Raw genomic sequence first — 22,616 nt, forward strand, 5'->3', positions numbered from 1 at the left:
GGTGTCGTGCCTCCTGTCGGATATGTAGTGTGTCTAAGTATACCCCTGAATCAGACGATTGAAAGCCCTTTCAGCGACGTCCGGGGGGCGTTCGGATTCAGGCGGCCCGTCGGGAGAGCCTGAATACCATGAAACTGCCCACGAGGAACATGGGCAGGCTCAAAAGCTGCCCCATGGAAAAGAAGTTGAAGAAGAAACCGATCTGGGCATCGGGTTGGCGGAAAAGTTCGACGATAAACCGGAACAGGCCATAGCCGGCGCAGAAGGTCCAAGCCGGGATGCCGGTCACATCCGACCGCCGGGACATGATCCGCACGATGAAGAACAGGACCAGCCCCTCCAGAAAAGCCTCGTAGAGTTGCGAGGGGTGGCGCGGCAGTTCGCCCCCCCCGGGAAAGACCATCCCCCAGGGGACATCCGTCTGCCTGCCGTACAGCTCCCCGTTGATGAAGTTGCCGATCCTGCCGAGCCCCAGGCCGATGGGAGCGCACTGGGCCGCCATGTCGATCAGCGCCCAGAAGGAGATGTTCTTGCGCCGGGCAAACAGGACGAAGGAGAGGATGACCCCCAGAAAACCGCCGTGGAAGGACATGCCCCCCTTCCAGACCGCAAAGACCTGCAACGGATCGGCGAGGTAGACCTTCAGGTCGTAGAAGAGGATATAGCCGAGCCGTCCCCCCAACACCACCCCCATGGCGCCGTAAAAGACCAAGTCCGCCACGTCGTCCTTGGTCAGGGGGTACTGTTTGCGGCGCACCTCGGAGCGGAGGAGGAAATAGGTGGCGGCGAAGGCCAGAACGTACATCAGCCCGTACCAGCGAAACTGGAGCGGGCCGATGCTCAGGAAAACAGGATCGATATGGGGAAACTGCATGGGGCCGGGAGCCTCAGGCGCCGCAGCCGCAACTGCGGGTGCAGGCTCCGACGCGCATGCTCAACGCCCTGATGTAGGAGGCGTCGGCGGCGGCCTTTATCTCCTGGAGGACGTTCTCGGGCACGGCCGTGTCGAGGGAAAGCAACACCATGGCCTCGCCCTTCTTTTCGTGCCGCCCCAGGTTCATGGAACCGATATTGATGTTGTACTGCCCCAGGATGGTGCCGACCTTGCCGATTATGCCGGGGCGGTCGTTGTAGTTCAGGAGCAGCATGTGCTCTTCCGGGCTAAAGTCCATGGAATAGTCGCGCAGCCGCACGATGCGGGGAACCCCTTCGAAGAGCGTGCCCGAAACCAGCCGGCGCTTGCCCTCCCCTTCGATGATCAGGGTGACGACATTGGAAAAGGCGCCGCCCTGGGTCGTCTTGGACTCTTCCACCACGATGCCCATCTGATCGGCGATCAGCGAGGCATTGACCATGTTCACGTCCTGGTCCACCACACGGTTCAACAGGGCGGTCAGGCCGCAGACGGTCAGGGGCGAACAGTCGTAATGGGCGATATTGCCGGCAAAGCCGAAACTGACCTTTTCCAGATTGGTGTCCACCAGCTGGATACCGAAGTCGCACATGACGCTCATCAGGTTGAGGAACGGCCGCATCTGGTCCATGAGGGCAAGGTCGAAGCGGGGGATATTGACGGCGTTTTCCATCGGCTTGTCGTCCAGGTAGTTGATGATCTCGCGGGAGACGTCGATGGCCACATTGATCTGGGCTTCAAAGGTGTTGGCACCCAGGTGCGGGGTTACCACCAGTTTTTTGTTGGCGATCAGTTGTTTGAGCGTCTCCGATGAGGGCGGTTCCTGGCTCCAGACGTCGACGGCGCCGCCGAGCACCTTGCCGGAGACGAGATTGTCCAGCAGTGCCTGCTCGTTGATGATGCCGCCCCGCGCCACGTTGAGGATGATGACGCCGCTCTTCATCAGCCCGAATTCGCGGGGGCCGACCATGTTGCGGGTTTCGTCGGTCAGGGGGGTGTGAACCGTGATGATATCGCAATTCTTATAGATCTCATCGTGGGATACCAGCTTGACCCCCAGGTCGTTGGCGCGCTTGACCGAAACATACGGGTCGCAGGCCAACACCTCGCATTCAAACGCTTTGAGCCGTGCCGCCACCCGGCCTCCCACCTTGCCGAGGCCGATCACGCCGGCGACCCTGCCCTTCAACTCGTGGCCGGTAAAGGGAGCCCGCTTCCATTCCCCCGCTTTCAGGCTGGCGTTGGCAATGGTGACGTTGCGGCAGAAGGAGAGCAAAAGCGCCAGGGTATGCTCTGCGGCGCTGTTGGTGTTGCCGAATGGCGCGTTCACCACGATGACACCCTTGGAGCTGGCGTAGTCCACATCCACGTTGTCGATGCCGACCCCGGCCCGGGCAACGATCTTCAGCTTGGTGGCCGCGTCCAGCAGGGCTTTGTCAACGGTAGTGCCGCTGCGGGTGATGATTGCTTCATAGTCGCCGATGACCGCCAGCAGTTCATCTTTCTTCAACCCCAGCTTCACATCCAGTTGGATGCGCGCATCCTGGGTCAACAGGGCAAGACCTTCCGCAGATACTTCATCAGTTACGATAATCTTCATTGCAACTCCCCAGTATCAATAATTTGTGGCTTCATAGTAGCCTTGCCGGACAAAAATTGCAAGAGTCCGAAGGGTATACGGGGCTGGTTGTGTTGATTTTGGGATGCAAGTGGTCTATGGTTTAAATTTTCACTACAGAGTCGAGGAAGAGTCCGTGCCCCCAAACATACCATTCAACATCGTGCTGGTCGAACCGGAGATCCCTCCCAACACCGGCAATATCGCCCGCCTCTGCGCCGCCACCGGCAGTGTCCTGCACCTGGTGGGGCAACTCGGGTTTTCCATCGACGACAAGCACCTGAAACGGGCCGGGCTCGATTACTGGGAATATGTGACCATGCGTCGCTGGGACACTCTGGAAGAGCTCCAGTCAAGCGCGCCCCAGGGCCGTTTTTTCTATCTCAGCACCAAGGTCGCCCGCAGCTACCTGGAGGCCGCCTTCCAGCCGGGGGATTTTCTGGTCTTCGGCCGCGAGACCAGGGGCTTGCCGGAAGAGTTGCTCAAGGCCAATCCGGACACCTGCATCACGATCCCCATGCCGGCCGGCGCCGTACGGAGCCTGAACCTGTCCACATCGGCGGGGATCGTCCTGTACGAAGCCCTGCGCCAGTCGGGCCAGCTCGACCACACCGAACCGGAGGCGCCATGATCCCCACGCGTCCCTACCTGACCGCTTCCCTCCCCGGCATCGGCGGCACGATCAAGGAATCCTGCGACGACTTTCTGGTGGAGGAGATTCCGGCCTATCAGCCCTGCGGCTCCGGCGACCACGCCTACCTGATCGTGGAAAAGCGCGGCATCACCACCCTGGAGGCCATCCGCCGCATCGCCCGGCATCTCAACGTCGCGGAACGCGCCATAGGCTACGCCGGGATGAAGGATGCCGCCGGCGTCACCCGGCAGACCATCTCCGTGGAGCACGTCAAGCCGGAAGCGGCGGAAGGGGTGGAACTGGATGGCCTGAAGATCGTCTCCGCCACCCGCCACACCAACAAACTCAAACTGGGTCACCTCAAGGGAAACCGTTTCCGTATCGTTGTCCGAGACATTGGGGCGCATGCCGGGGAGGTCGTCCCTGCGATTCTGGAGATCCTGCAACAACGGGGTGTGCCCAACTATTTCGGCTACCAGCGCTACGGCAGCCAGGGAAATTCCCACCTGATCGGCGCCGCCATGCTGCGCCACGACTGGCAGGGTGCGACGGACCGGCTCATGGGCGAACCTGAGGCGGTGCGCGACGAGCAGTGGCGAGCCGGGATCGAGGCCTATCGACGGGGCGATCTGGCCGGAGCGTTGGAGCTGTTTCCCCGCCACTGTCGGAGCGAGCGGGAGGTGCTGCAACGGCTTGCCGCCCGGCCGGACGGGTTCGAGCGGGCCTTTGCCGTCATCCACCCCCGCCTGAAAAAGCTCTACCTCTCGGCCCTGCAATCCTGGCTCTTCGATCAGGTGGTGGAACACCGCATCCAGCAGATCGACGCCCTGCTGCCGGGAGACCTGGCATGGAAGCACATAAACGGCGCCTGCTTTCTGGTGGAGGATGCGGATACTGAGGCGGAACGGGCCCGCACCTTTGAGATATCCGCCACCGGGCCGATCTTCGGCTGCAAGATGAAACAGCCTGCGGGAAAACCGCTTGAAATCGAACAGCAGATTCTCGACAATGAACAGATACGGCCGGCTGATTTCGACATGGGGGGCGGCTTGAGAATGGAAGGGGAGCGGCGGCCGCTGCGGATACCGCTGGAAGCCCCCTCTTTTCGGATCGAAGGCGATAGACTGGAACTGGAGTTCAGCCTGGTCAAGGGAAGCTACGCCACCTCCCTGCTGCGGGAGATCACCAAGAACTTCTGATAGCAGGTTGTTGAAAAACAGTCATCAGGCCTTCGTCCTCGAAAGCCGCCTTGTGCGGCGTAGCGCTGCTACGCCTCCGCGAGGCTTTTTGCGGGTGCGACGATCTGACTTTTTTTGAACAACCTGAGTTTTGCAACAAAAAGGAACTTGATAGATGAATAACAACATCCTGATCGACTCCCACGCCCACATCTACTACCGCGACTATGCCGGCGACTTCGATGCCATGCTGAAACGCGCCGAGGATGCCGGGGTGGGTGCCATGCTGGTGGTCGGCACCGACATAGAATCAAGCCGCGAGTCGGTCGAACTGGCAGAGAAGTATCCCCATATGTACGCGGCGGTCGGGGTCCATCCCCAGGATGCCGGCCGGGTGACGGAACAGTGCTACGACGTTATCCGGGACCTGGCCCGGTCCAGCGCAAAGGTGGTGGCCATCGGAGAGATCGGCCTGGACTTTTACCGTGACTATTGCCCCCGCGACGAGCAGGAGGCGGTGTTCCGCCGTTTCTTGCGCATGGCACACGAACTGGAGCTGCCGGTCGTCATCCACGACCGTGACGCCCATGAGCTCATGCTGACGATCCTGCGGGAGGAGCGGGTACACAAGGGGGTGTTGCACTGTTTCTCCGGCGATGCCGCCATGGCCGCCCAAGCCATCGACATGGGATTATACATCTCCATCACAGGCACGGTCACCTACCCGTCCAACGAGGCGTTGCGCGCTGTGCTGCGTGGCGTCAGCATCGATCGCCTGCTGGTGGAGACGGACTGCCCGTACCTGACGCCGGTTCCCCACCGCGGAAAACGCAACGAGCCGGCCTATGTGCGCCTGACGGCGGAGAAGGTGGCCGAGACCAAGGGGTTGTCCCTGGATGATGTGGCCCGGATCACCACCAAGAACTGCCGCGACCTGTTCGGCATCCGCCTGTGGGACCAGTCCACCAAGATCGCCTACATGATCCGCAACTCCCTCTACCTGAACATCACCAACCGCTGTTCGAACCGGTGCAGCTTCTGCGCGAAGTTCGACGACTTCACCGTCAAGGGACACAACCTGCTTCTGGACGGGGAGCCTTCCTTCGAAGAGATCATGGCGGCTGTCGGCCAACCGGAAGGAATCGATGAAGTGGTCTTCTGCGGCTACGGCGAGTCGCTGATCCGCCTGGACCTGGTCAAACGGGTGGCGGCGGAACTCAAAGGGCGCGGCTACCGCATCCGCATCAACACCGACGGCCAGGCCAACCTGGTTCACCAGCGCAACATCCTGCCCGAACTGGCCGGACTGGTGGACAGCATCTCCGTCAGCCTGAACGCCCCGGACAGCGCCACCTACGGCAGGCTCTGCAACACCCCCTTCGGCGACGCCGGGTTCGAGGGGGTATGCGATTTCATCCGCATGGCGCGGGAGCATATCCCCCAGGTCGTGGCCAGCGCCGTAACCGTGCCGGGGGTCGATATCGACGCCTGCCGCAGGCTGGCCGAATCTCTGGGTGTGGAGTTTCGCGTGCGGGAATATAGCGAGGTGGGGTGAAGTGGACGGTGAACGGGGTTCACCGTTCTACCGACCTTGTTGGGCATTCCGGTGGCAACTTAGTGCATTAACTTAACAACTTGGAAGCCTGACCCCGGCGCCCGTTCATCGTGCATTCCACCGTCGTTTCAACTCTATCCACCGGCTGTCATTCAACAAAGCAGGCTCAGCTTCTACAATTTCTGGAAGAACCTCGCCAATGCCATACGGCCATTTTGTTGCATTATCAGGCAAAACGGCCCACAAAAGAGTCAAAACCTTTTCCGGATACTTTTGGACGATCTCATTTTTTGTCCCTCTAAGATGAGGGAGAATAAAGCCTTCCTGCTCAATTTTGGTGAGCAACGGCAAGATTGAGTCAACGACAACAGGGAAAACGATTTCACTTGAAAAGGTCAGATCACAAAGCTTCGCGGACATTTTTGGGCTCTTAACCTGCTTCTGACGCGGCCACACCTCAGTGAAGAATACGGAAAGGTTTGCTTTCCATGCACCAACTTTCTCATCAATAGCCCATCTCTCTAAATGCCAAACTATTTGCCCCCGGAACTCGTCGTCTGCGTTGAGTAAGATATCGCGCATTTCCTCATTTGTAACAAGGCGTTTTGTCCCCTTTTTACACATCCTCCCCCACCCGGACAAAAGAATCGCCGACAAAACATTCACCTCTCGTCGCCCGGAGACATGTTTCTGTACGGGAAGATCTAATAGCCAAGGTTTCAAGCGAAAGAAAAGTTTTTCTGTCGGATGCTTAGCGCCCCAGAAGAAACCATCCCAAAACGCTTCTTGATTTTCGTCTTTTTTGCCGAGAGCAGAGAGCAGATTCTTGTCGGTCCAAGATGGATCGTAATAAAAGAACCAATTCAGGTTAAAGGCAAAAATTACCAATGCATATCGCCGATGGTCATCCGGTAAGCCCAGCAAATCCTCAACATGGGAAAGCCACGAAACAGGAAATCCTTTCCCAGCTTTCAAACCTTCTTTCTGTGGATCATTCATTAGTCCTTGTGCCAATTTCCCAACCGGAGAGTTCAACGCTTCCGTTACCCATTCTGGTTCCTTACTGCCACGAACCAGAGCAGTTTTGGAAATTTCTGTATCCAATTGTAATGCTGAAATCACCTTTTCCCAAATACGATCAAATTGCTCACGATAGGCAGTGATCAAATTTCTACTAACCTTCGACAACCAGTCAGATACCGGATGAATGACAGTTGTAATCGCTTGAATCGGCATACCGGTAACTCTCTGGGCAATTACTGATGAAAATCTTGGTTTATCCTTCTCCCTTACTTGAGAGTAGAGAAACGTCTGCCAAGCCCATCCCGGCCACTCACCCCGCTTAGCCGCAAATTTTAATGCCGACAGAGCACGGACAGGACGTTCACTAGCCAAACCGGCAAAAGGGTCTTTATTTATCATTCGCTCAATTTCTCGTCCGCTAAGTTCTCTGGCTTTGTCGAGAATTCCGCACAACGGCTCACCAAGAAGCTCTGAATATTCAGTATCAGTTCCAACAAAGCCTCCTCTACTTTCTCTGGAAGACGCGGCCGTAGCAGCATACTGATGCTTCCATTCAGGAGCCAGCCTTTGAAGTTTATCCGTTACTTTCTGGACATCGAAACTAAAGTTACATCCCTTTTCCTTCAGCCAATGGATGAGGTTCAAAGAGTTCCATGCTCTATGTTCAAAATACTTATCATCTTCTTCATTTTCGTATTTTGATCTTCCAGCAACTAGCCGCTTTTCTATCTTTTTTCTGATCGATTGAGGGAAATCGTTCCAGCGGTTGTATAGGACCAATAGAAGGTCCCTTTGATGGTGGCCATCCCAAAAGACCTGGTCATTCAAACTACAAAGCAATTGACCTCCTTCCGTAGCGGTTAACAATTCCTTTCTGCCTGCTACCCATATCCTCAATTGTGCAAAAACTTTGTCGTCTTCCCACCATGATTGGAACTCCTTTTTTGCAGCAGCAGAATCAAATACCACCAACCTCTTGAACAACTCCCAAAATTTAAAAAATAGCCTCGCAATCCCAAAATCCCGATCCGAAGACTCGCCTTCCAAATCTGCGTCTGGTTCTATCGGGGGAAGGCTGAGATACTCGTAGCTATCCAGTTCTTTTTCAAGATTTAAGGCTAATTCCAGATTTTTTCTAAATTCCCGAACGGCGTCCACTAGATATTTATCCGGTATATTTGTGCGCTCGTGCAGTGTGGGATATTGAACATCTAGACTTGCCATATCATTAATGCAAATTCCTTCCTGAGGTTCCGGTGGTTTTGGCCCCCGGTGATAAGGCCATCTTAGGCTTAGGTAAGGACGATAAATCCCGGCGAGTTCTCTGACGGCGGCACTTGACCAACCGTCAAGTTTTATCGACGCTTGTAGCAGAAACCATTGATGGTAACTGTCGTTCTTTCGCATTTTCCAGGCTGTAAAAATGAATCGCCAAGCTCTGCGGATTGTTGGAGAAGGCGCCTTCTCAATTTCCTGAAGAATTTGCATCTGAATGCCTGGGTAAATACCGATCTGATGAGAAGCCCACCAGACAGCAGCCGGCTGGTTGGATACCATGCATATCCAGTGTCCGAGACATGACAATCTTGCCGGAAGCGCGGGGACATTAACTGACAAATGCCCCATCAAAGCCGCATAATTGCCGATTTGAAGATTGAGGAGATCGAGAGGCGTGGGGGCAAAGCAGTTCCATGCATCTGCTGGTACTTCTCTCTTTGCGTAAAAATTTGGGGGGGGAATTTTCGCCGGGACCTGATCGCATTCCAAACCGTACACATCAAAGGGATCAAAAAATGGACCTCGTTCAAGATAACTGCCAAGATGATTGGGTTTGAGATAACGTATGGCCGGATCGAATACACAGAGCCACTCAGCAGGTGGGGGGGGATTTGAACCGGCAAACTTCCTTGCTCCTTCCAGTGAGGAAACCAGATGGGCTACCTGTCCCCGTTCATGCGGTTGAAGCTTTTCCGGCCCTTGCCGCGCCATATCGATAATTTTTTCGCACCAAAAATCGGGGTTTACTGCTCTTACCGCCCATGCCGCCAGAGTATCCCATAATGATTGATGTGCTTCGGTGTTGTCATAGGCTATTGGAACAACTCCCTTGTGGCCCCATCTGGCTTCTGCATCGTTTTGGCTACCAACCTGAAAGGCATACATCTTTTGCAATGGATTTGACCGTTTATTAAGTGCTTCGAGAAGGTAGTGAACCGGAGGGTCGTCAGCAGCGTAACCGACAAATACAACAACATATTTTTCCAGAATTGATCTAATGAACTGAGTGGCCCAACCATCAGCAAGATAGGCATCACCGAATTCAGAGCTCGACAGGACAAAACCGTCGCCGCTCGCGCCTTGATAGTCATTATCCACATGACCGTGCAAATGGATAATGCCTGCAAACTCTTCAGGACGGTTTGGGTCTGGTATTCGGGGATTTCTGTGCTTGGGAAGGGAATTGTCACATGACTCGAAAAGGAGATCGAAGTTAGTTGTGACAAGCCTGATTTTACCTTCGGGAGATCTGGCCAAATCAAGCATGATCCGATGTGCGGAAAGATCTGCATTCGGACTAGGTTTGAGGGCAGCGGCAACCTTTGCTTCGATGTCTCGGGTGAGGAATTCCCGTTCCAGAAGACCGAAAACCCTGTCGGCAGAAATCAAGCCGGGAATTTTGGTTTTAATTTCCAAAGCCTTTGCTTCATCGATCAGCTTCCGTACAGGATCATCAGCAGTCACACCAAGAGCTTCGACGACCCTTTCAGCCAATCCAAAGAAATCGGAGAGCCCTGCACGGGCATATGAGACGCCTGCACCGCAAAAGAAAATTACTCTCCCCTCGTCTCTAGCGATCAGCAATTCATCTGGTATTGATGGACCGTCTGCGAGGAAGCGCATATATCTAAGTCTCCGAGGGTATACCCACAAGGGTCAGGTCTACAGAACACAGATTTTAAGCAGTTCCTTAATTTTTTCAACACGTTCTACAAGCTTTTCATTCTTATCCATCGTACCCGGAAACATGCGTGCCGCTTCAGTGATTGCCGATTCACTCACCTTCTACTCCACACAAAAATGAATTTCAATGTAAATTCAAGGTGTTAAAAAAATTAACACGCTGGATCAATTTGCTTATCCTCCTGTTTTCACATTAAAAAAGGCGCTTGGAACATGTCCAGGCGCCTTTGCTTGCGTCATTTTGATACAAAAATTTTACGACAAGGGGAGTGTGGGTCCTGTTGCCTTACCCTCTGGTGCCGCAAACCGGGCAACCTTGCATTGAGAGTGGTTTTTCCAGCCGGCATTCGGCCAAGAGGGCCGCGTCGGCGAAAATGTCGCGGGTCGGGCCGTCGGCCTTGACCTCCCCCTCATGGAGCACAATGGTCCGCTCGCAGAGATCAAGGACCATGTCCAGGTCGTGACTGGTGAAGATTCTGGTATGGCGGAACTCCCTGAGCAGTCCCATCAACTGGCGCCGGGCAAAGGGATCGAGCCCGTTGGTCGGTTCGTCCATGACCAGGATGTCGGGCGACATGGACAACACCGTTGCGATCGCCACCCGTTTCTTTTCGCCACCCGACAGCCGGTATGGCGGTTTTCCCTGCAAATGCGCCGCCCCGACCTTCGCCAGGGCCGCCCGCACACGCTCATCCACCTCCCCGGCAGGCAGGCCGAGATTGAGCGGACCAAAGGCAACGTCGTCGTAGACCGTGGGCATGAACAACTGGTCGTCGGGATTCTGGAAGACCATGCCCACCGTGCGCCGGATATCCGGCAGGGTTTCCCGGGTGAGGGGAAAATCGCCGATACGAATCTCGCCCGCCGTCGGCGTCAGATACCCGTTGAAATGCTGCAACAGGGTGGACTTGCCCGCACCGTTGGCGCCGATGACCGCCACCGACTCCCCATGGGTGATGCGCAATGAAATATTCCGCAGGGCCAACGTCCCGTCGGGATAGGTATGGTGCAGCCCTTTTACTTCAACAATGTGATGACTCATAGTATTCCCGTTACGAGCGACCCGAGCAGATGGGCCACCGGTACCAATCTCGCGGTAATGAAGAACAGGCTCCAGCCCAGGACGAACGCCGTCTCCCTGATGCCGAAACAGAACTGCCGGCGGGTGTGAAACGCGCCGGAAAACCCTCGCGCCAGCATGGCCATATGGATGCGCTCCGCCCGCATCCAGGTCCTGAGCAGCAGATGGCCGATCATGGAGCCATAGACCCTGATGCCCCGCCCCCGGCCCCCGAAGGTCCGCAGCTCCCGCGCCCGGGACACCTGCGCCCCCTCTTCCGTCAACACGAAGATATAACGATAGAGAAAAAGCAGTTGCACGGCAAAGGGCTGGGGCATACCCATACGCTCCAAAGCGGCACAGATGGCGGGAAAGCCGGTTACGGCCACCAGAACCAGGGCCGAACTGACCGTGAGAACGGCCCGCACCACGATGGATGCAAAGGAGACCCACCCTCCCGAGATGCCCAGCGCTCCCACATGCAGCACCACCTGCCGGTCCAGCAAGGGATTGAACATGCCGACCATGACGGCGAACGGGATGATGACGGCGATCTTCTTCGCCAGGTACAGGGCCGGGATGTCGGCGAGCGTCACCATGAATACCGGGAACAGGAAAAAGGGGAGCAGCGCCGCCAGTTCGTATTTGCCGCATGAAACGACACAGACGACGAAGACGAGCGTCACCACGACCTTTGCCCGCGGGTCGAGGCGATGGATGCCCGTATCACCGGCAGCCAGTCGGTCCAGATTTTTAAAGTCCAGCAGTGTGCCGTCGATACTGCACATCGATCATCTCCCGCAAAAAAAGGAGAGCTGCACGCTCTCCCCGCTCATCATTGTCCGAATCCCGCCCCGGACGAGAGGATTCAGGCCGTCGGGCGCCGTCGCTTCAACAGGAACCCGCTCAAAAAGACGATAGCCAGGGTCAGCACGCCGCCGACAACCCCCGAAAGGCTGGTGCCGAGGCTGTCGGTTGCGTTACGCCCTCCCCTGTTGCCGTCTTTTTTGAATCCATAGTCGGGCAGGAAAGCGGTTTTCTTCTGGAGGGCGGTCATGGCGGCATGCAGCCCCTGTTCGGTCCCCGGCAACGCCTCCGCTCCCGTGACCTTGGCGATGGCCCATTCGAGGCCATCGGGATTCTTCGAGGCAAACCCGGAGAGGACGCCCCCGGTCAGGATGGCCGCCGCGAAAACGGCAACAAGCACCGCGCGAAACGGGCGCCGGCCCAAGGGACGTGCGCCCATGGCTCCCGGAATAATCTCCGGCCGGGCCGCATGGACAAAGGTCACGATCGCAACCGTTACAATCCCTTCCACCACACCGATGGCCAGGTGGATGGGCTGCATCAGCAGCGCAAAGGTCGAAAACGGCAGGGCCGAGATCCCGGAGAAGACGGTTTCCAGCACCACGCACAAGGGACCCAACTGCAAGCCGATAACGGCCGAGATCATGGTAGCCGCCACGAGGCGCTTCCGGCCCGGTGCAGAGCCGGCGACCCTTGTATAGACCAGGGGGTACACCAGGAAGGCGGGGATAAACCCCATGTTGAATATATTACAGCCCAAGGCCAGCAAACCGCCGTCGGCAAAGAAGAGCGCCTGGACCATGAGGACCGACGAAATGGTGAGAAAGGCCGCAGAGGGACCAAGCAGCATCGCCAGAAGGAGTCCTCCCCCCAGGTGGCCGCTGGACCCGGTGGCCGGAATGGTGAAGTTGATCATCTGGGCGGCAAAAAGAAACGCCCCCAGCACGCCCATGAGCGGCACCTTGCGGTCATCCAGCTCCTTGCGCACCTTGGCGGAACTGTAGGCAATCGCCCCAGCGGAAACCGCCCACATCGTACCCCCGACCGCCGGGGATAACAGTGCGTCTGCCATGTGCATGGCACGTCCTCCGTGTTACGAAATCATATTTGTGTAGCACGGCAAATATACGATTACCAAAGAGGAGGTGTCAACAAAAAAACAGCCCCATTTTCCCTCCCGTTGTGGCTGAATCAGTGCAACAAACTTGACTCATCGGGAGCAAATCTGCTATTTGTATAAATTCGACCCAACAAAAAGGAATCTCATCATGTCGTATACACACATCACCATTGACGAGGCGCGCTGCAAGGGATGCGGACTCTGCACCATCGCCTGCCCGCAAAAGCTGGTCACACTGAGCGATACCCCCAACAGCCACGGGTTCACCGTTGCGCTCTTTTCCGACTCGGGGAAGTGCACCGGCTGCGCGCTGTGCGCCGAGATGTGCCCAGATGTGGCCATCATGGTTTTCAAAGAGAAATAGATACGGAGGCACGGTTGTCCGAAAAACTTTTCGTCAAGGGAAACGAAGCGGTTGCCATGGCTGCCATAGAGGCCGGGTGCCGCTACTACTTCGGTTACCCCATCACGCCGCAAAGCGACATCCCCGAATACCTTTCACGCGAACTACCTCCCCTGGGGGGGGAATTCATCCAGGCCGAGAGTGAAATCGGCGCGATCAACATGCTGTTGGGGGCGTCGGCCACCGGTGTGCGCGCCATGACCTCCTCATCCGGCCCCGGCATCTCCCTCAAGCAGGAAGGCATCTCCTATATGGCCGGCTCGGAGTTGCCCGGCGTGATCGTGGATATCATGCGGGCCGGTCCCGGCCTGGGCGGCATCGACGCATCCCAGGCCGACTACTTTCAGGCCACGCGGGGCGGCGGTCATGGCGGCTACCGTATCATCGTGCTGGCCCCGGCCTCGGTGCAGGAGATGTACGACCTGACCATGCTGGCCTTCGACCTGTCGGACCTCTACCGGATACCGGCCATGGTGTTGGCCGATTCGGTCATCGGCCAGATGAAGGAGTCGCTTACGGCGCATCCCCGTCCCCAGACCGCTTTGCCCGCCAAGGAGTGGGCGGTGCGCGGCCGGGAAGCGGGAGAACCGCAAAACGTCGTCAAATCCCTCTACCTGGGCGACGGCGAGATGGAAGCGTTCCACTGGAAGATGCATGCCCGCTATCAGGAACTGGCTGAAAAGGAAAACCGCTGGGAAGAGGTCCAGACCGAGGACGCGAAGCTGGTGGTGACCGCCTTCGGTTCAACGGCCCGCATTGCCAAGACCGCTATCGCCATGGCGCGGGAGGCGGGCATGAAGGTCGGCCTGCTGCGGCCGATCACCCTCTTCCCGTTCCCCAGGCAGGCCTATGAGGCCATCTCGAGGAACTGCAAGAATTTCCTGACCATTGAGCTCAGCACCGGCCAGATGGTGGAGGATGTGCGCCTTTCCGTGGCCCGCGACGCCGAGGTATCATTCTACGGCCGCCCGCCGGGCGCCGGCTCGCTGCCGACGCCGGAGGAACTTTTCGAACAGATAAAAAAACGGTACTAAGAGGTTGTGTAAAAGTTCAGGTTGTTCAAAAATAGTCAGATCGTCGCACCCGATAGACAAGCCCTGAGGAGGCCCTCACCCGGCCTTTGGCCACCCTCTCCCGGAGGGAGAGGGTAACGGTATCCCTTCTCCCTTGGGGAGAAGGATAGGATGAGGGGCGCTACGCCGCACGAAAGGGCTTTCGAGGACGGCGGCGATATGGCTGTTTTTCAACAACCTATAATGAGGAATTCATGAAACAGGTATTCACCAGGCCCGAGAGCCTGAAAGATGTCCAGACCCACTTCTGCCCCGGCTGCCACCACGGCTCCATTCATCGTTTGGTGGCCGAAGCCATGGATGAATTCGATATCAGAAGCAAGACGATCGGGGTCGCGTCCGTGGGCTGTTCGGTCTTTCTGTACGGCTATTTCGATATTGACGTCATCGAGGCGCCCCACGGCCGGGCGCCTGCTGTCGCCACCGGGGCGAAACGCTCCCGCGACGACCGGATCGTCTTTACCTATCAGGGGGACGGTGACCTGGCCGCCATCGGCACCTCGGAGATCATCCACGCCGCCAACCGGGGCGAGGATATCACCGTGATCTTCGTCAACAACACCACCTACGGCATGACCGGCGGCCAGATGGCCCCCACAACCATGGTGGGGCAAAAAACCTCCACCTCTCCCTACGGCCGCAACCAGGCCAAGGACGGCTATCCGATCCGCATGGCCGAACTGCTGGCGCAATTGGAAGGGGTTGCTTTCTCGGCCCGCGTGGCGGTCAATTCTCCCAAAAACGTCATGCAGGCCAAAAAAATGATCAAGACCGCCTTCCGCTACCAGGTGGAAGGGAGGGGATTTTCCTTTATCGAGGCCCTGGCCGCCTGTCCTACCAACTGGGGCATGAAGCCGCTGGCAGCCAATGAGCGGGTGGGCAGCGAAATGATCCCGTATTTCCCGCTGGGCGTGTATCGCAACACCGCCAACCTTTGATTGATCTGGAGCTATCATGCGTCACGATGTCTTTATAGCCGGCTACGGAGGCCAGGGGGTGCTGCTTGCCGGCAACCTGCTCTCCTACGCCGCCATCCATGAAAACAAGAATGTCTCGTTCTTTCCCGCCTACGGCGTGGAGAAACGCGGCGGGGCGGCTATGTGTACCGTGGTCTTTTCCGACGGCGACACCGGATCGCCGGTGGTGGGAAGCCCGTCGGTCGCCATCGTCCTCAACCAGCTATCCTTCGACAAGTATGCCGCCAAGGTCAAGCCGGGCGGTATCTGTATCGTCAACTCGACCCTGGTGGAGGCCGACTACAGCCAATTGCCGGGGGTGGAACTCGTGGCGGTGCCCATGAACGATATCGCCCTTGAACTGGGAGATATGCGCATGGTCAACATGGTGGCCTGCGGGGCCTACGCCGCAAAGAGCGGTTCCCTGGCCCTCGAATCCCTGGAAGACGCATTGAAAAAGGCTTTGCCCGAGCGCAATCACCGCCTGATCCCGGCCAATATCAAGGCGATCCGGGCTGGGGCTGCGGCGGCAATGCAAAGAAACACTTGACGCGCCCCCCTCCTATTTGCTAAAAGAAGAATTCCAAATTATTGGGGTGTCGCCAAGCGGTAAGGCATTGGACTCTGACTCCAACATTCCGAGGTTCGAATCCTCGCACCCCAGCCAAAAAACACAAGGGTTTGCAGATATTCTGCAAACCCTTTTTTTGTGCCAAAATTCGAGGCTGTTCGGGGACAGCCAGATGCCTGCCATACACGCCTCCTCGTTCAAGGATCGCGTAATAACGGTTCCAACCGGTAACGGAATGGTTTGGTGCGGGGCCTTGGGTCAGTTCATGGCGACAACGGCAGCCCCGTCCGCCAGCGACAGCGGATCTATGGGCAGCAGGATATGGAACGTGGTTCCTGGGCACGTGCTTTGATCGTAGCCTTGGGATTCCACCCAGATGGAGCCGCCATGCATTTCGGCAACGCCCTTTGCGATGGAGAGCCCAAGGCCGGCCCCCCGTGATTTGAAGGCGACCTTGCCGGAGCTGTGCTCTTCGATATTGCCCACCTCGTAAAACTTGTCAAAGATGCGCATCTGGTCATCCAGATCAATGCCGATCCCGGTGTCCGACACGATGATTTCCAGAAAAGCCTGCTGTTCCTTGTCGGTATTCAACGAAAAAACGCCGTCGAATCCGGCGACCTGGGGATCCCGCCGTAAGTATCTGAGGGAGGTCTTGACGGATATGTGCCCGCCATCGGGCGTAAACTTGATGGCATTGCCCAGGATATTGGACAAGAGTTGGAGAAGCCGTGTCCTGTCGCCGTGGATCATGGGCAGCGAATTATCCAGCGCGACGCCGATCTCCTGTTTGCGCAAGGCGAAGAAAAAGCGCAATTCCCGTATGGTTTCTTCCACAAGGCCGTTCACATCGACCTGTTCAAGATGAAGGTCAAGCTGTTTCTGGTCGATTTTCGATACGTCGATCATATCCTTGATGACCGTATCGAGACGTGCGGCGGCGTTGGAGATATTCTGGACCATCTCGCGGGCGGCGACGGGCAGCTGATCCTTCAGGTCGGATTGCAGCAAATCCGCATACCCCATGACAACGGTCAACGGGGTTTTCAGCTCGTGGGAAGCGAGCCCCAGGAACGAATCCTTCATCCGGTTCAGCCGCGCCAGGCCGGCAGCGCTCTTTTCCAGGTTGGTGATGATTTCCCGTTCCTTCGTGACATCCCGTATGATGACCTGCAACAGGCTGTTTTCCCCCATGGCGACGCAACTGGCGCGGATCATCCCCACCAACTGTTCCTGGCGGCTGTTGAAAATGACAACCTCCCTTGTTACATGGTTCCCTTGGAAGGCATCGGCAATATCCCGCAAAAAGTGCTGGATGTTTTCGAGCTTGAGCAACAAGAGCAGGGCGGTAACATGCTTGCCGACAAAATCGGTGGCCGGATAGCCGAGGAACTCCTCGGCCATCTTGTTGGCGATGATAATGGTTTCACTCTGATCGAGAATGATGATCGCATCCCCGGACTCCTCCAAAAGCTTTTTGTAAACCTTCTCCGACTTTTCGAGCTCCAGGCTGAGCATCTCCAACCGCTGGTATGAATCGTGGAGCTGGGAGTGTGTCGCCGACAGCTCCTTGTAATTGTCCCGCAACGCCGTATCGCGGGTTTCGAGCGCGGCCGCCATTGCATTGATCTTGACACTCAGTTCATTCAGCTCATAGACGGGCAACTCCTGCATGGGAGTGGCGAAATCACCGCGGGAAATCCGGGTAACGCCCTCGAGCAGACTGGAAATGGGCTCCATGATGCTGCGTTTGAGGAAATAGACGACAAGGGCAAAGGAGGCGATGAAAAACGCAAAAAAGACGATGATGGACCTGAGGACAATGGCATGCACCTTCTGGTCGATGACCTGCTGCGGGAAACCGATATGGATGGAGGCCGCCGTTTCGCCGTCAAAGGTTCTGACGGGAGTCTGGGTATCGTAGTAGCTGCCCTTGGGGCCTTCTATGGTGGTGCCGTTCAGCGCGCCCTTGTCCCCTTCCCCGCTCCCGGAGCGCGAGAAATCCAACTGGGCAAAGGAACTGTCGCTGACGAACAGTACGGCACCGTCTTTCCCTTTTATGGCGCAATAGGCCATTTCAGGGTCGGACTGAACGATCTCCCGGCATTTATCCGCCAACCCGGCCACATCGCGAATATTGATCCCCAAGGCAAGCACCTTCTCGATGTTTGCCTTAAAGGCCGCAGCAAGACCTTGGGAACGCAACTCCATTTCCTGGATGTAGTCCCTGCGAAACACGGCAATATCCATTCCGGTGTTGGCAAGGGTGGTCATCGAAAGGATGACGAAGGAAAACAGAATTATGCGTTTCTCAAGTGATTGCTTCATCGGAGTAAAAGGGCCCTATTTGGTGGTCCGGGTAAGTTGCTTTGAAATAAAAAAAATTATTATATCATGATATAAAAAAAACTGAATCGCTATTTCCGAATTTCCATCATTGCGATCCGCATCATGAGGAAATTAATGGTTGACGATTTGTAAAGATGTTTTATTATTAAACGACTGTGCAGTTTATGCAATGAATCAAGCAAGGGCAAAGCATCATCCATATACCACCCAAAGGAGGGGAGCATGGCGTTACGGGTTGCAATCAACGGCTTTGGCAGAATCGGAAGGATGGTTCTAAGAGCGGCGTGCAAGGACAAAGACATCGAGTTTGTGGCGATCAATGATTTGACCGATGCGGCAACCCTAGCGCACCTGTTCAAATACGATTCCGTGCATGGCACCTTCCCCGGCAAGGTGGAAGCGAAAGACAATCAGCTGATTGTCAATGGCAAAGCGATTAAGATCTATGCGCTCAAAGACCCGGCGGAACTCCCCTGGAAAAAGGACAAGATTGATGTTGTCCTGGAGTCAACCGGCCTGTTCACCTCAAAGGAAAAGGCGGAACTGCACATAAAGGCCGGTGCCAAAAAGGTCGTCATCTCTGCGCCGGCCACCAACGAGGATATCACCATCGTCATGGGTGTCAATGAACACCTCTATGATCCCAAAAAGCACCACATTATTTCCAATGCTTCCTGCACCACCAACTGTTTGGCGCCGGTGGCAAAGGTGCTCAACGATGTCTTCGGCATCGAGAAGGGACTCGTGACCACGGTGCACTCCTACACCAACGACCAGCGCATCCTCGACCAACCCCACAAGGACCTGCGCCGCGCCCGCGCCGCCGCCCTTTCCATGATCCCCACGACCACCGGAGCCGCCAAGGCCGTCGCCCTGGTCCTCCCCGAGCTCAAGGGCAAACTGGACGGCATGGCCATCCGTGTCCCAACCCCGAACGTCTCTGTTGTCGATCTTGTCGCCACTCTGAAGAAGAAGGCCGATGCCGTCAAAGTCAACGCAGCGTTGAAGAAAGCGTCCAGGGGGCCGCTCAAGGGAATACTGGACTATGTAGAGGAACCGCTGGTCTCCGTCGATTTCAACGGCCGCCCGGCCTCCTCCTCCGTCGACGCCTCCTGCACCAAGGTAATCGGCGACAACATGGTCAAGGTCATCAGCTGGTACGACAACGAGGCCGGTTTTTCAAATCGGGTGGTTGATCTCTTCAAGCTGATCGCTTCCAAGAAATAACACATTAACGAGGCAGTCACCTGGGGGGGAATCCGATTCCCCCTCTTTTTTTGCCAGCACATCGTTGCGCCATTTTTGAGGAGGACCATATGCCGATCCGCTATATCGACCAGATCAAGGATCTGAAGGACAAAAGAATTTTTATCCGGGTCGACTTCAACGTCCCCCAGGACGACAAGGGGAATATTACCGAAGACACCCGCATTGCCGGTGCCGTACCGACCATCAAGTATGCCGTGGAACAGGGGGCAAAAGTAGTGCTGGCCTCCCACCTGGGGCGCCCCAAGGGTGAAAAGAATACGAAGTACACCATGGCTCCGGCCGCCAAACGCCTGTCGGAGCTGCTCGGCAAAAAGGTCAGGCAAGCCCCCGATTGCTTTGGCCCGGAGGTGAGCGCACTGCTCGACGCCATGAAGCCGGGCGACGTGGTGATGCTTGAAAACGTCCGGTTCTATCCGGGCGAAGAGAAAAACGATGTCGCCTTTGCCAGGCAACTCACCAATGGTTGCGAAATTTACGTTAATGACGCTTTTGCGGTATCCCATCGCGCCCATGCCTCGGTGGAGGCCATCACCAGATGCATTCCGACCATTGCGGCCGGATTCCTGATGCGCAATGAAATGACCTTCTTCGACAAAGCCATGAGTAATCCGGTTCGTCCGCTGGTTGCCATCCTTGGCGGAGCCAAGGTGTCCGGCAAACTGGAAGTGCTGCAGACACTGGTCAACAAGGTCGACAAGATCGTGATCGGCGGCGGCATGGCCTTCACGTTTCTCAAGGCCATGGGGTACTCTGTCGGCAAGTCGCTGGTGGAAGACGAACTGATCCCCACCGCCAAAAAGATCATGGACAAGGCGCAAAAGCGCGGCGTTACCTTCTACCTCCCGGTGGATTGCATCGTGGCCAACGCCTTTGAAGCCACGGCAACCAACTTCATCACCCCCGTGCAGGAGATACCCGAGGGGTGGATGGCCCTCGACATCGGCCCCGCCTCGGCGGCCCTCTTTGCCGAGACATTACGGGATGCCAAAACCGTTATCTGGAACGGTCCCATGGGGGTATTCGAGATGGACGCCTTTGCCCGGGGCACCTTTTCAGTGGCCGAGGCGGTGGGCAACTGTTACGCCACCACGATCATCGGCGGCGGTGACACCGATGCGGCCGTTCGCAAGGCCGGAGTTGCCGGGAAGGTCAGCTACATCTCAACCGGCGGCGGCGCATTCCTGGAGTTGCTGGAAGGCAAAACCCTGCCGGGAGTAAAAGCTCTCGACATCAAGGCCAAAAAATAGGGGGGACCATGCGCACGCCTGTTATTGCGGGAAACTGGAAACTGTTCAAAACCATCGGCGAGGCGACCGGCATGGTCAATGCCCTCAAACCGCTTGTGGCCGCGGCCAAAGGGACCGAGATCGTCGTCGCTCCGCCATTCACGGCCCTCAGCCGGGTGGCGGACGCGCTTGCCGGGTCCAACGTCCACCTCGCCGCCCAGGACTGCTACTGGGAGGAGGAAGGTGCCTTCACCGGCGAGGTGGCCCCAAAAATGCTGAGAGACGCCGGTTGCAGCCATGTCATTATTGGACATTCGGAACGGCGCCAATACTTTGGCGAGACCGACGCAACCGTCAACAAGAAGGTCAAGGCCGCCATCAATGCGGGCCTGACAGCGATCGTCTGCGTTGGCGAAACCCTGGCCGAGCGCGAGGCGAACAAGACCTTTGCCGTTATCGAGTCGCAGGTGTTGGGCGGCCTGGAAGGCCTCCCGCCGGAAGCCCTGTCCAGGGTGATCATCGCCTATGAGCCGGTCTGGGCCATAGGGACCGGAAAGACCGCCAGCGATGCCCAGGCGCAGGAAGTGCACGCCTTTATCCGCAGCCTCATGGCACGGTGTTTCGGCCAAGTCAGCGCCGACGGCATGCGCATACTCTACGGCGGCAGCGTTAAACCGGACAACGTCAGGGGGCTGATGGCGCAACCCGATATCGATGGCGCCCTGGTGGGCGGAGCAAGTCTCAAGGCGGAATCGTTTGCCGCCATAGCCAATTTTGCCGAATAGGGCCGCAGCCCTGACAAAATCAGCGAACCTGCCAACGGCCGTTAGGCACAGAGCGCAAAAAATACAGAGAACGTCACGGTATTTTTAATAAAAACATTCGCCGCAACGAAGAAGCGCCAAGCAACTCACTTATGATGCAACAGTATGTTTTTGTTACCTTCGTGCCCCTGCGGCTCTGTGGCAAATGCTTTTTCTAGGATAAAGACTTTACAAATTCGAAATTGCTGTGGTATAAAATTTTTTCGCATTAAACTTCCAGAGGATACGAGATGATTATTGCCCTTACGTTACTGCACGTTCTGGTCAGCATATTCATGATTGCCGTTGTCTTGCTGCAATCCGGCAAAGGCGCCGAAATGGGCGCATCATTCGGCAGCGGCGGCAGCCAATCGGTTTTTGGTGCCGGCGGCGGCACCACATTCCTGAGCAAAATCACGACGGGTGCTGCCGTTATTTTCATGTTGACCTCACTGACATTGGCCTACATCTCAGGCCAACCATCCTCATCCTCGATCATGTCAGACAAAGGTAAATCCGCCACCACCACGAAAATGCCGGTTCAGATGCCGCAGCCTATGGTTCCGGCCCAGCAGGGCAAACCGGCTGGCATGCCGAGCGCACCGGCAGCGCCTCCTCAGCAGCAAAAATAAGTTTGTATCTTAGTTTGTACTTGATTACACATCGTGGTTATGCTATTAGAGTAAATTCAATTGCCGGAGTGGTGGAACTGGTAGACACACCATCTTGAGGGGGTGGCGGGCAACAGCCCATGCGAGTTCGAGTCTCGCCTTCGGCACCAACCCACAATTAAGAAAACATCGACATAAGAATAACCTTGAAACCGTTTTTACTACTACGTCAGTCAGTGAGTAAAAACGGTTTTTCGTATATTTAAAGCGTTATTTGCCCGTACGATGTATTCAGCCATTGCACGACAAATAGCCATTGCCATGGTTTTGGATTGCTTTTATCCCCCGCGAAATGGTATAAGTTTATATTTACATAGACAAATATGACTGTGGGGTTTTTAAAAATGTCGCGAGTAACATATTTATTGGGGCAGGTGTTTCTGACAACGGCACTGGTAACGGCCTGCGTGGGGACAAATGCTTGGT

The 22,616-nt window shown here is 56.4% G+C and carries 18 protein-coding genes and 2 tRNA genes; 13 read left to right on the forward strand and 7 right to left on the reverse strand.

The features are described 5' to 3' along the window. Positions 1-97 precede the first annotated feature (97 nt). Both lgt and serA read right to left on the reverse strand, forming a co-directional pair. Positions 98-874 carry a prolipoprotein diacylglyceryl transferase gene (gene lgt, locus F6V30_RS00075; RefSeq protein ID WP_151154519.1) on the reverse strand — a complete coding sequence of 259 codons (777 nt, stop codon included), beginning with the start codon at positions 872-874 and terminating at the stop codon, positions 98-100. A gap of 13 nt (positions 875-887) precedes the next feature. After that, positions 888-2,513 (reverse strand): phosphoglycerate dehydrogenase, encoded by a 1,626-nt coding sequence (gene serA / locus F6V30_RS00080; protein ID WP_151154520.1) that lies wholly within the window; start codon positions 2,511-2,513, stop codon positions 888-890. A gap of 154 nt (positions 2,514-2,667) precedes the next feature. On the opposite strand from serA, the gene F6V30_RS00085 reads away from it, so the two are divergent. The 3 genes from F6V30_RS00085 (at position 2,668) to F6V30_RS00095 (ending at position 5,898) form a co-directional block, all read left to right on the forward strand. Then, on the forward strand, positions 2,668-3,162 hold the full coding sequence (locus F6V30_RS00085) for a tRNA (cytidine(34)-2'-O)-methyltransferase (protein ID WP_151154521.1): 495 nt from the start codon (positions 2,668-2,670) through the stop codon (positions 3,160-3,162). Then, complete coding sequence (gene truD, locus F6V30_RS00090) at positions 3,159-4,364, forward strand: tRNA pseudouridine(13) synthase TruD (protein WP_151154522.1); 1,206 nt, start codon at positions 3,159-3,161, stop codon at positions 4,362-4,364. Before F6V30_RS00085 ends, truD begins: the two co-directional genes overlap by 4 nt. A gap of 154 nt (positions 4,365-4,518) precedes the next feature. Continuing rightward, a complete protein-coding gene (locus tag F6V30_RS00095; RefSeq protein ID WP_151154523.1) occupies positions 4,519-5,898 on the forward strand; it encodes a TatD family hydrolase in 1,380 nt (459 codons plus the stop codon). Between the two features lie 105 nt (positions 5,899-6,003). On the opposite strand, the gene F6V30_RS00100 is transcribed toward F6V30_RS00095, so the two are convergent. The 4 genes from F6V30_RS00100 to F6V30_RS00115 all read right to left on the reverse strand — a co-directional run bounded on the left by F6V30_RS00100 (position 6,004) and on the right by F6V30_RS00115 (position 12,827). Next, on the reverse strand, positions 6,004-9,822 hold the full coding sequence (locus F6V30_RS00100) for an SIR2 family protein (RefSeq protein ID WP_151154524.1): 3,819 nt from the start codon (positions 9,820-9,822) through the stop codon (positions 6,004-6,006). A gap of 346 nt (positions 9,823-10,168) precedes the next feature. Beyond that, a complete protein-coding gene (locus F6V30_RS00105) occupies positions 10,169-10,924 on the reverse strand; it encodes an energy-coupling factor ABC transporter ATP-binding protein (protein WP_151154525.1) in 756 nt (251 codons plus the stop codon). After that, positions 10,921-11,730, reverse strand: a complete 810-nt coding sequence (cbiQ, locus tag F6V30_RS00110; protein ID WP_151154526.1) for a cobalt ECF transporter T component CbiQ — start codon at positions 11,728-11,730, stop codon at positions 10,921-10,923. The genes F6V30_RS00105 and cbiQ overlap by 4 nt, the downstream gene beginning before the upstream one ends. Positions 11,731-11,810: 80 nt before the next feature. Further along, positions 11,811-12,827, reverse strand: coding sequence for an energy-coupling factor ABC transporter permease (locus F6V30_RS00115; protein WP_151154527.1), 1,017 nt, complete (start codon positions 12,825-12,827; stop codon positions 11,811-11,813). 190 nt (positions 12,828-13,017) lie between these two features. On the opposite strand from F6V30_RS00115, the gene F6V30_RS00120 reads away from it, so the two are divergent. From F6V30_RS00120 to F6V30_RS00140, 5 genes are all read left to right on the forward strand, one after another. Then, positions 13,018-13,233 carry a 4Fe-4S dicluster domain-containing protein gene (locus F6V30_RS00120; protein ID WP_149309868.1) on the forward strand — a complete coding sequence of 72 codons (216 nt, stop codon included), beginning with the start codon at positions 13,018-13,020 and terminating at the stop codon, positions 13,231-13,233. A gap of 14 nt (positions 13,234-13,247) precedes the next feature. Beyond that, positions 13,248-14,306: a 3-methyl-2-oxobutanoate dehydrogenase subunit VorB gene (locus F6V30_RS00125; protein ID WP_151154528.1), complete on the forward strand. Its 1,059-nt coding sequence runs from the start codon at positions 13,248-13,250 to the stop codon at positions 14,304-14,306. Between the two features lie 233 nt (positions 14,307-14,539). Next, a complete protein-coding gene (locus F6V30_RS00130) occupies positions 14,540-15,283 on the forward strand; it encodes a thiamine pyrophosphate-dependent enzyme (RefSeq protein ID WP_151129727.1) in 744 nt (247 codons plus the stop codon). 16 nt (positions 15,284-15,299) lie between these two features. Continuing rightward, positions 15,300-15,851: a 2-oxoacid:acceptor oxidoreductase family protein gene (locus F6V30_RS00135; RefSeq protein ID WP_151154529.1), complete on the forward strand. Its 552-nt coding sequence runs from the start codon at positions 15,300-15,302 to the stop codon at positions 15,849-15,851. Positions 15,852-15,893: 42 nt separating this feature from the next. Further along, positions 15,894-15,968: transfer RNA gene (locus F6V30_RS00140), tRNA-Gln, on the forward strand. Positions 15,969-16,130: 162 nt separating this feature from the next. Here the strand turns inward: F6V30_RS00140 and F6V30_RS00145 are convergent. Further along, the gene (locus tag F6V30_RS00145; RefSeq protein ID WP_151154530.1) at positions 16,131-18,200 is read right to left on the reverse strand and encodes an ATP-binding protein; all 2,070 of its coding nucleotides are present in this window, start codon (positions 18,198-18,200) and stop codon (positions 16,131-16,133) included. A gap of 243 nt (positions 18,201-18,443) precedes the next feature. On the opposite strand from F6V30_RS00145, the gene gap reads away from it, so the two are divergent. The 5 genes from gap to F6V30_RS00170 all read left to right on the forward strand — a co-directional run bounded on the left by gap (position 18,444) and on the right by F6V30_RS00170 (position 22,300). Continuing rightward, on the forward strand, positions 18,444-19,448 hold the full coding sequence (gene gap / locus F6V30_RS00150; protein ID WP_151154531.1) for a type I glyceraldehyde-3-phosphate dehydrogenase: 1,005 nt from the start codon (positions 18,444-18,446) through the stop codon (positions 19,446-19,448). A gap of 89 nt (positions 19,449-19,537) precedes the next feature. Beyond that, entirely contained in the window at positions 19,538-20,737 is a 1,200-nt protein-coding gene (locus F6V30_RS00155) for a phosphoglycerate kinase (protein WP_151154532.1), read from the forward strand. An 8-nt stretch (positions 20,738-20,745) separates the two neighbouring features. Then, positions 20,746-21,501: a triose-phosphate isomerase gene (tpiA, locus tag F6V30_RS00160; protein WP_151154533.1), complete on the forward strand. Its 756-nt coding sequence runs from the start codon at positions 20,746-20,748 to the stop codon at positions 21,499-21,501. 269 nt (positions 21,502-21,770) lie between these two features. After that, positions 21,771-22,151, forward strand: coding sequence for a preprotein translocase subunit SecG (gene secG / locus F6V30_RS00165; RefSeq protein WP_151154534.1), 381 nt, complete (start codon positions 21,771-21,773; stop codon positions 22,149-22,151). Positions 22,152-22,213: 62 nt separating this feature from the next. Continuing rightward, positions 22,214-22,300: transfer RNA gene (locus F6V30_RS00170), tRNA-Leu, on the forward strand. The last annotated feature ends 316 nt before the right edge of the window (positions 22,301-22,616 follow it).

The sequence above is a fragment of the Oryzomonas sagensis genome, assembly GCF_008802355.1.
GTDB classification, from domain to species: domain Bacteria; phylum Desulfobacterota; class Desulfuromonadia; order Geobacterales; family Pseudopelobacteraceae; genus Oryzomonas; species Oryzomonas sagensis.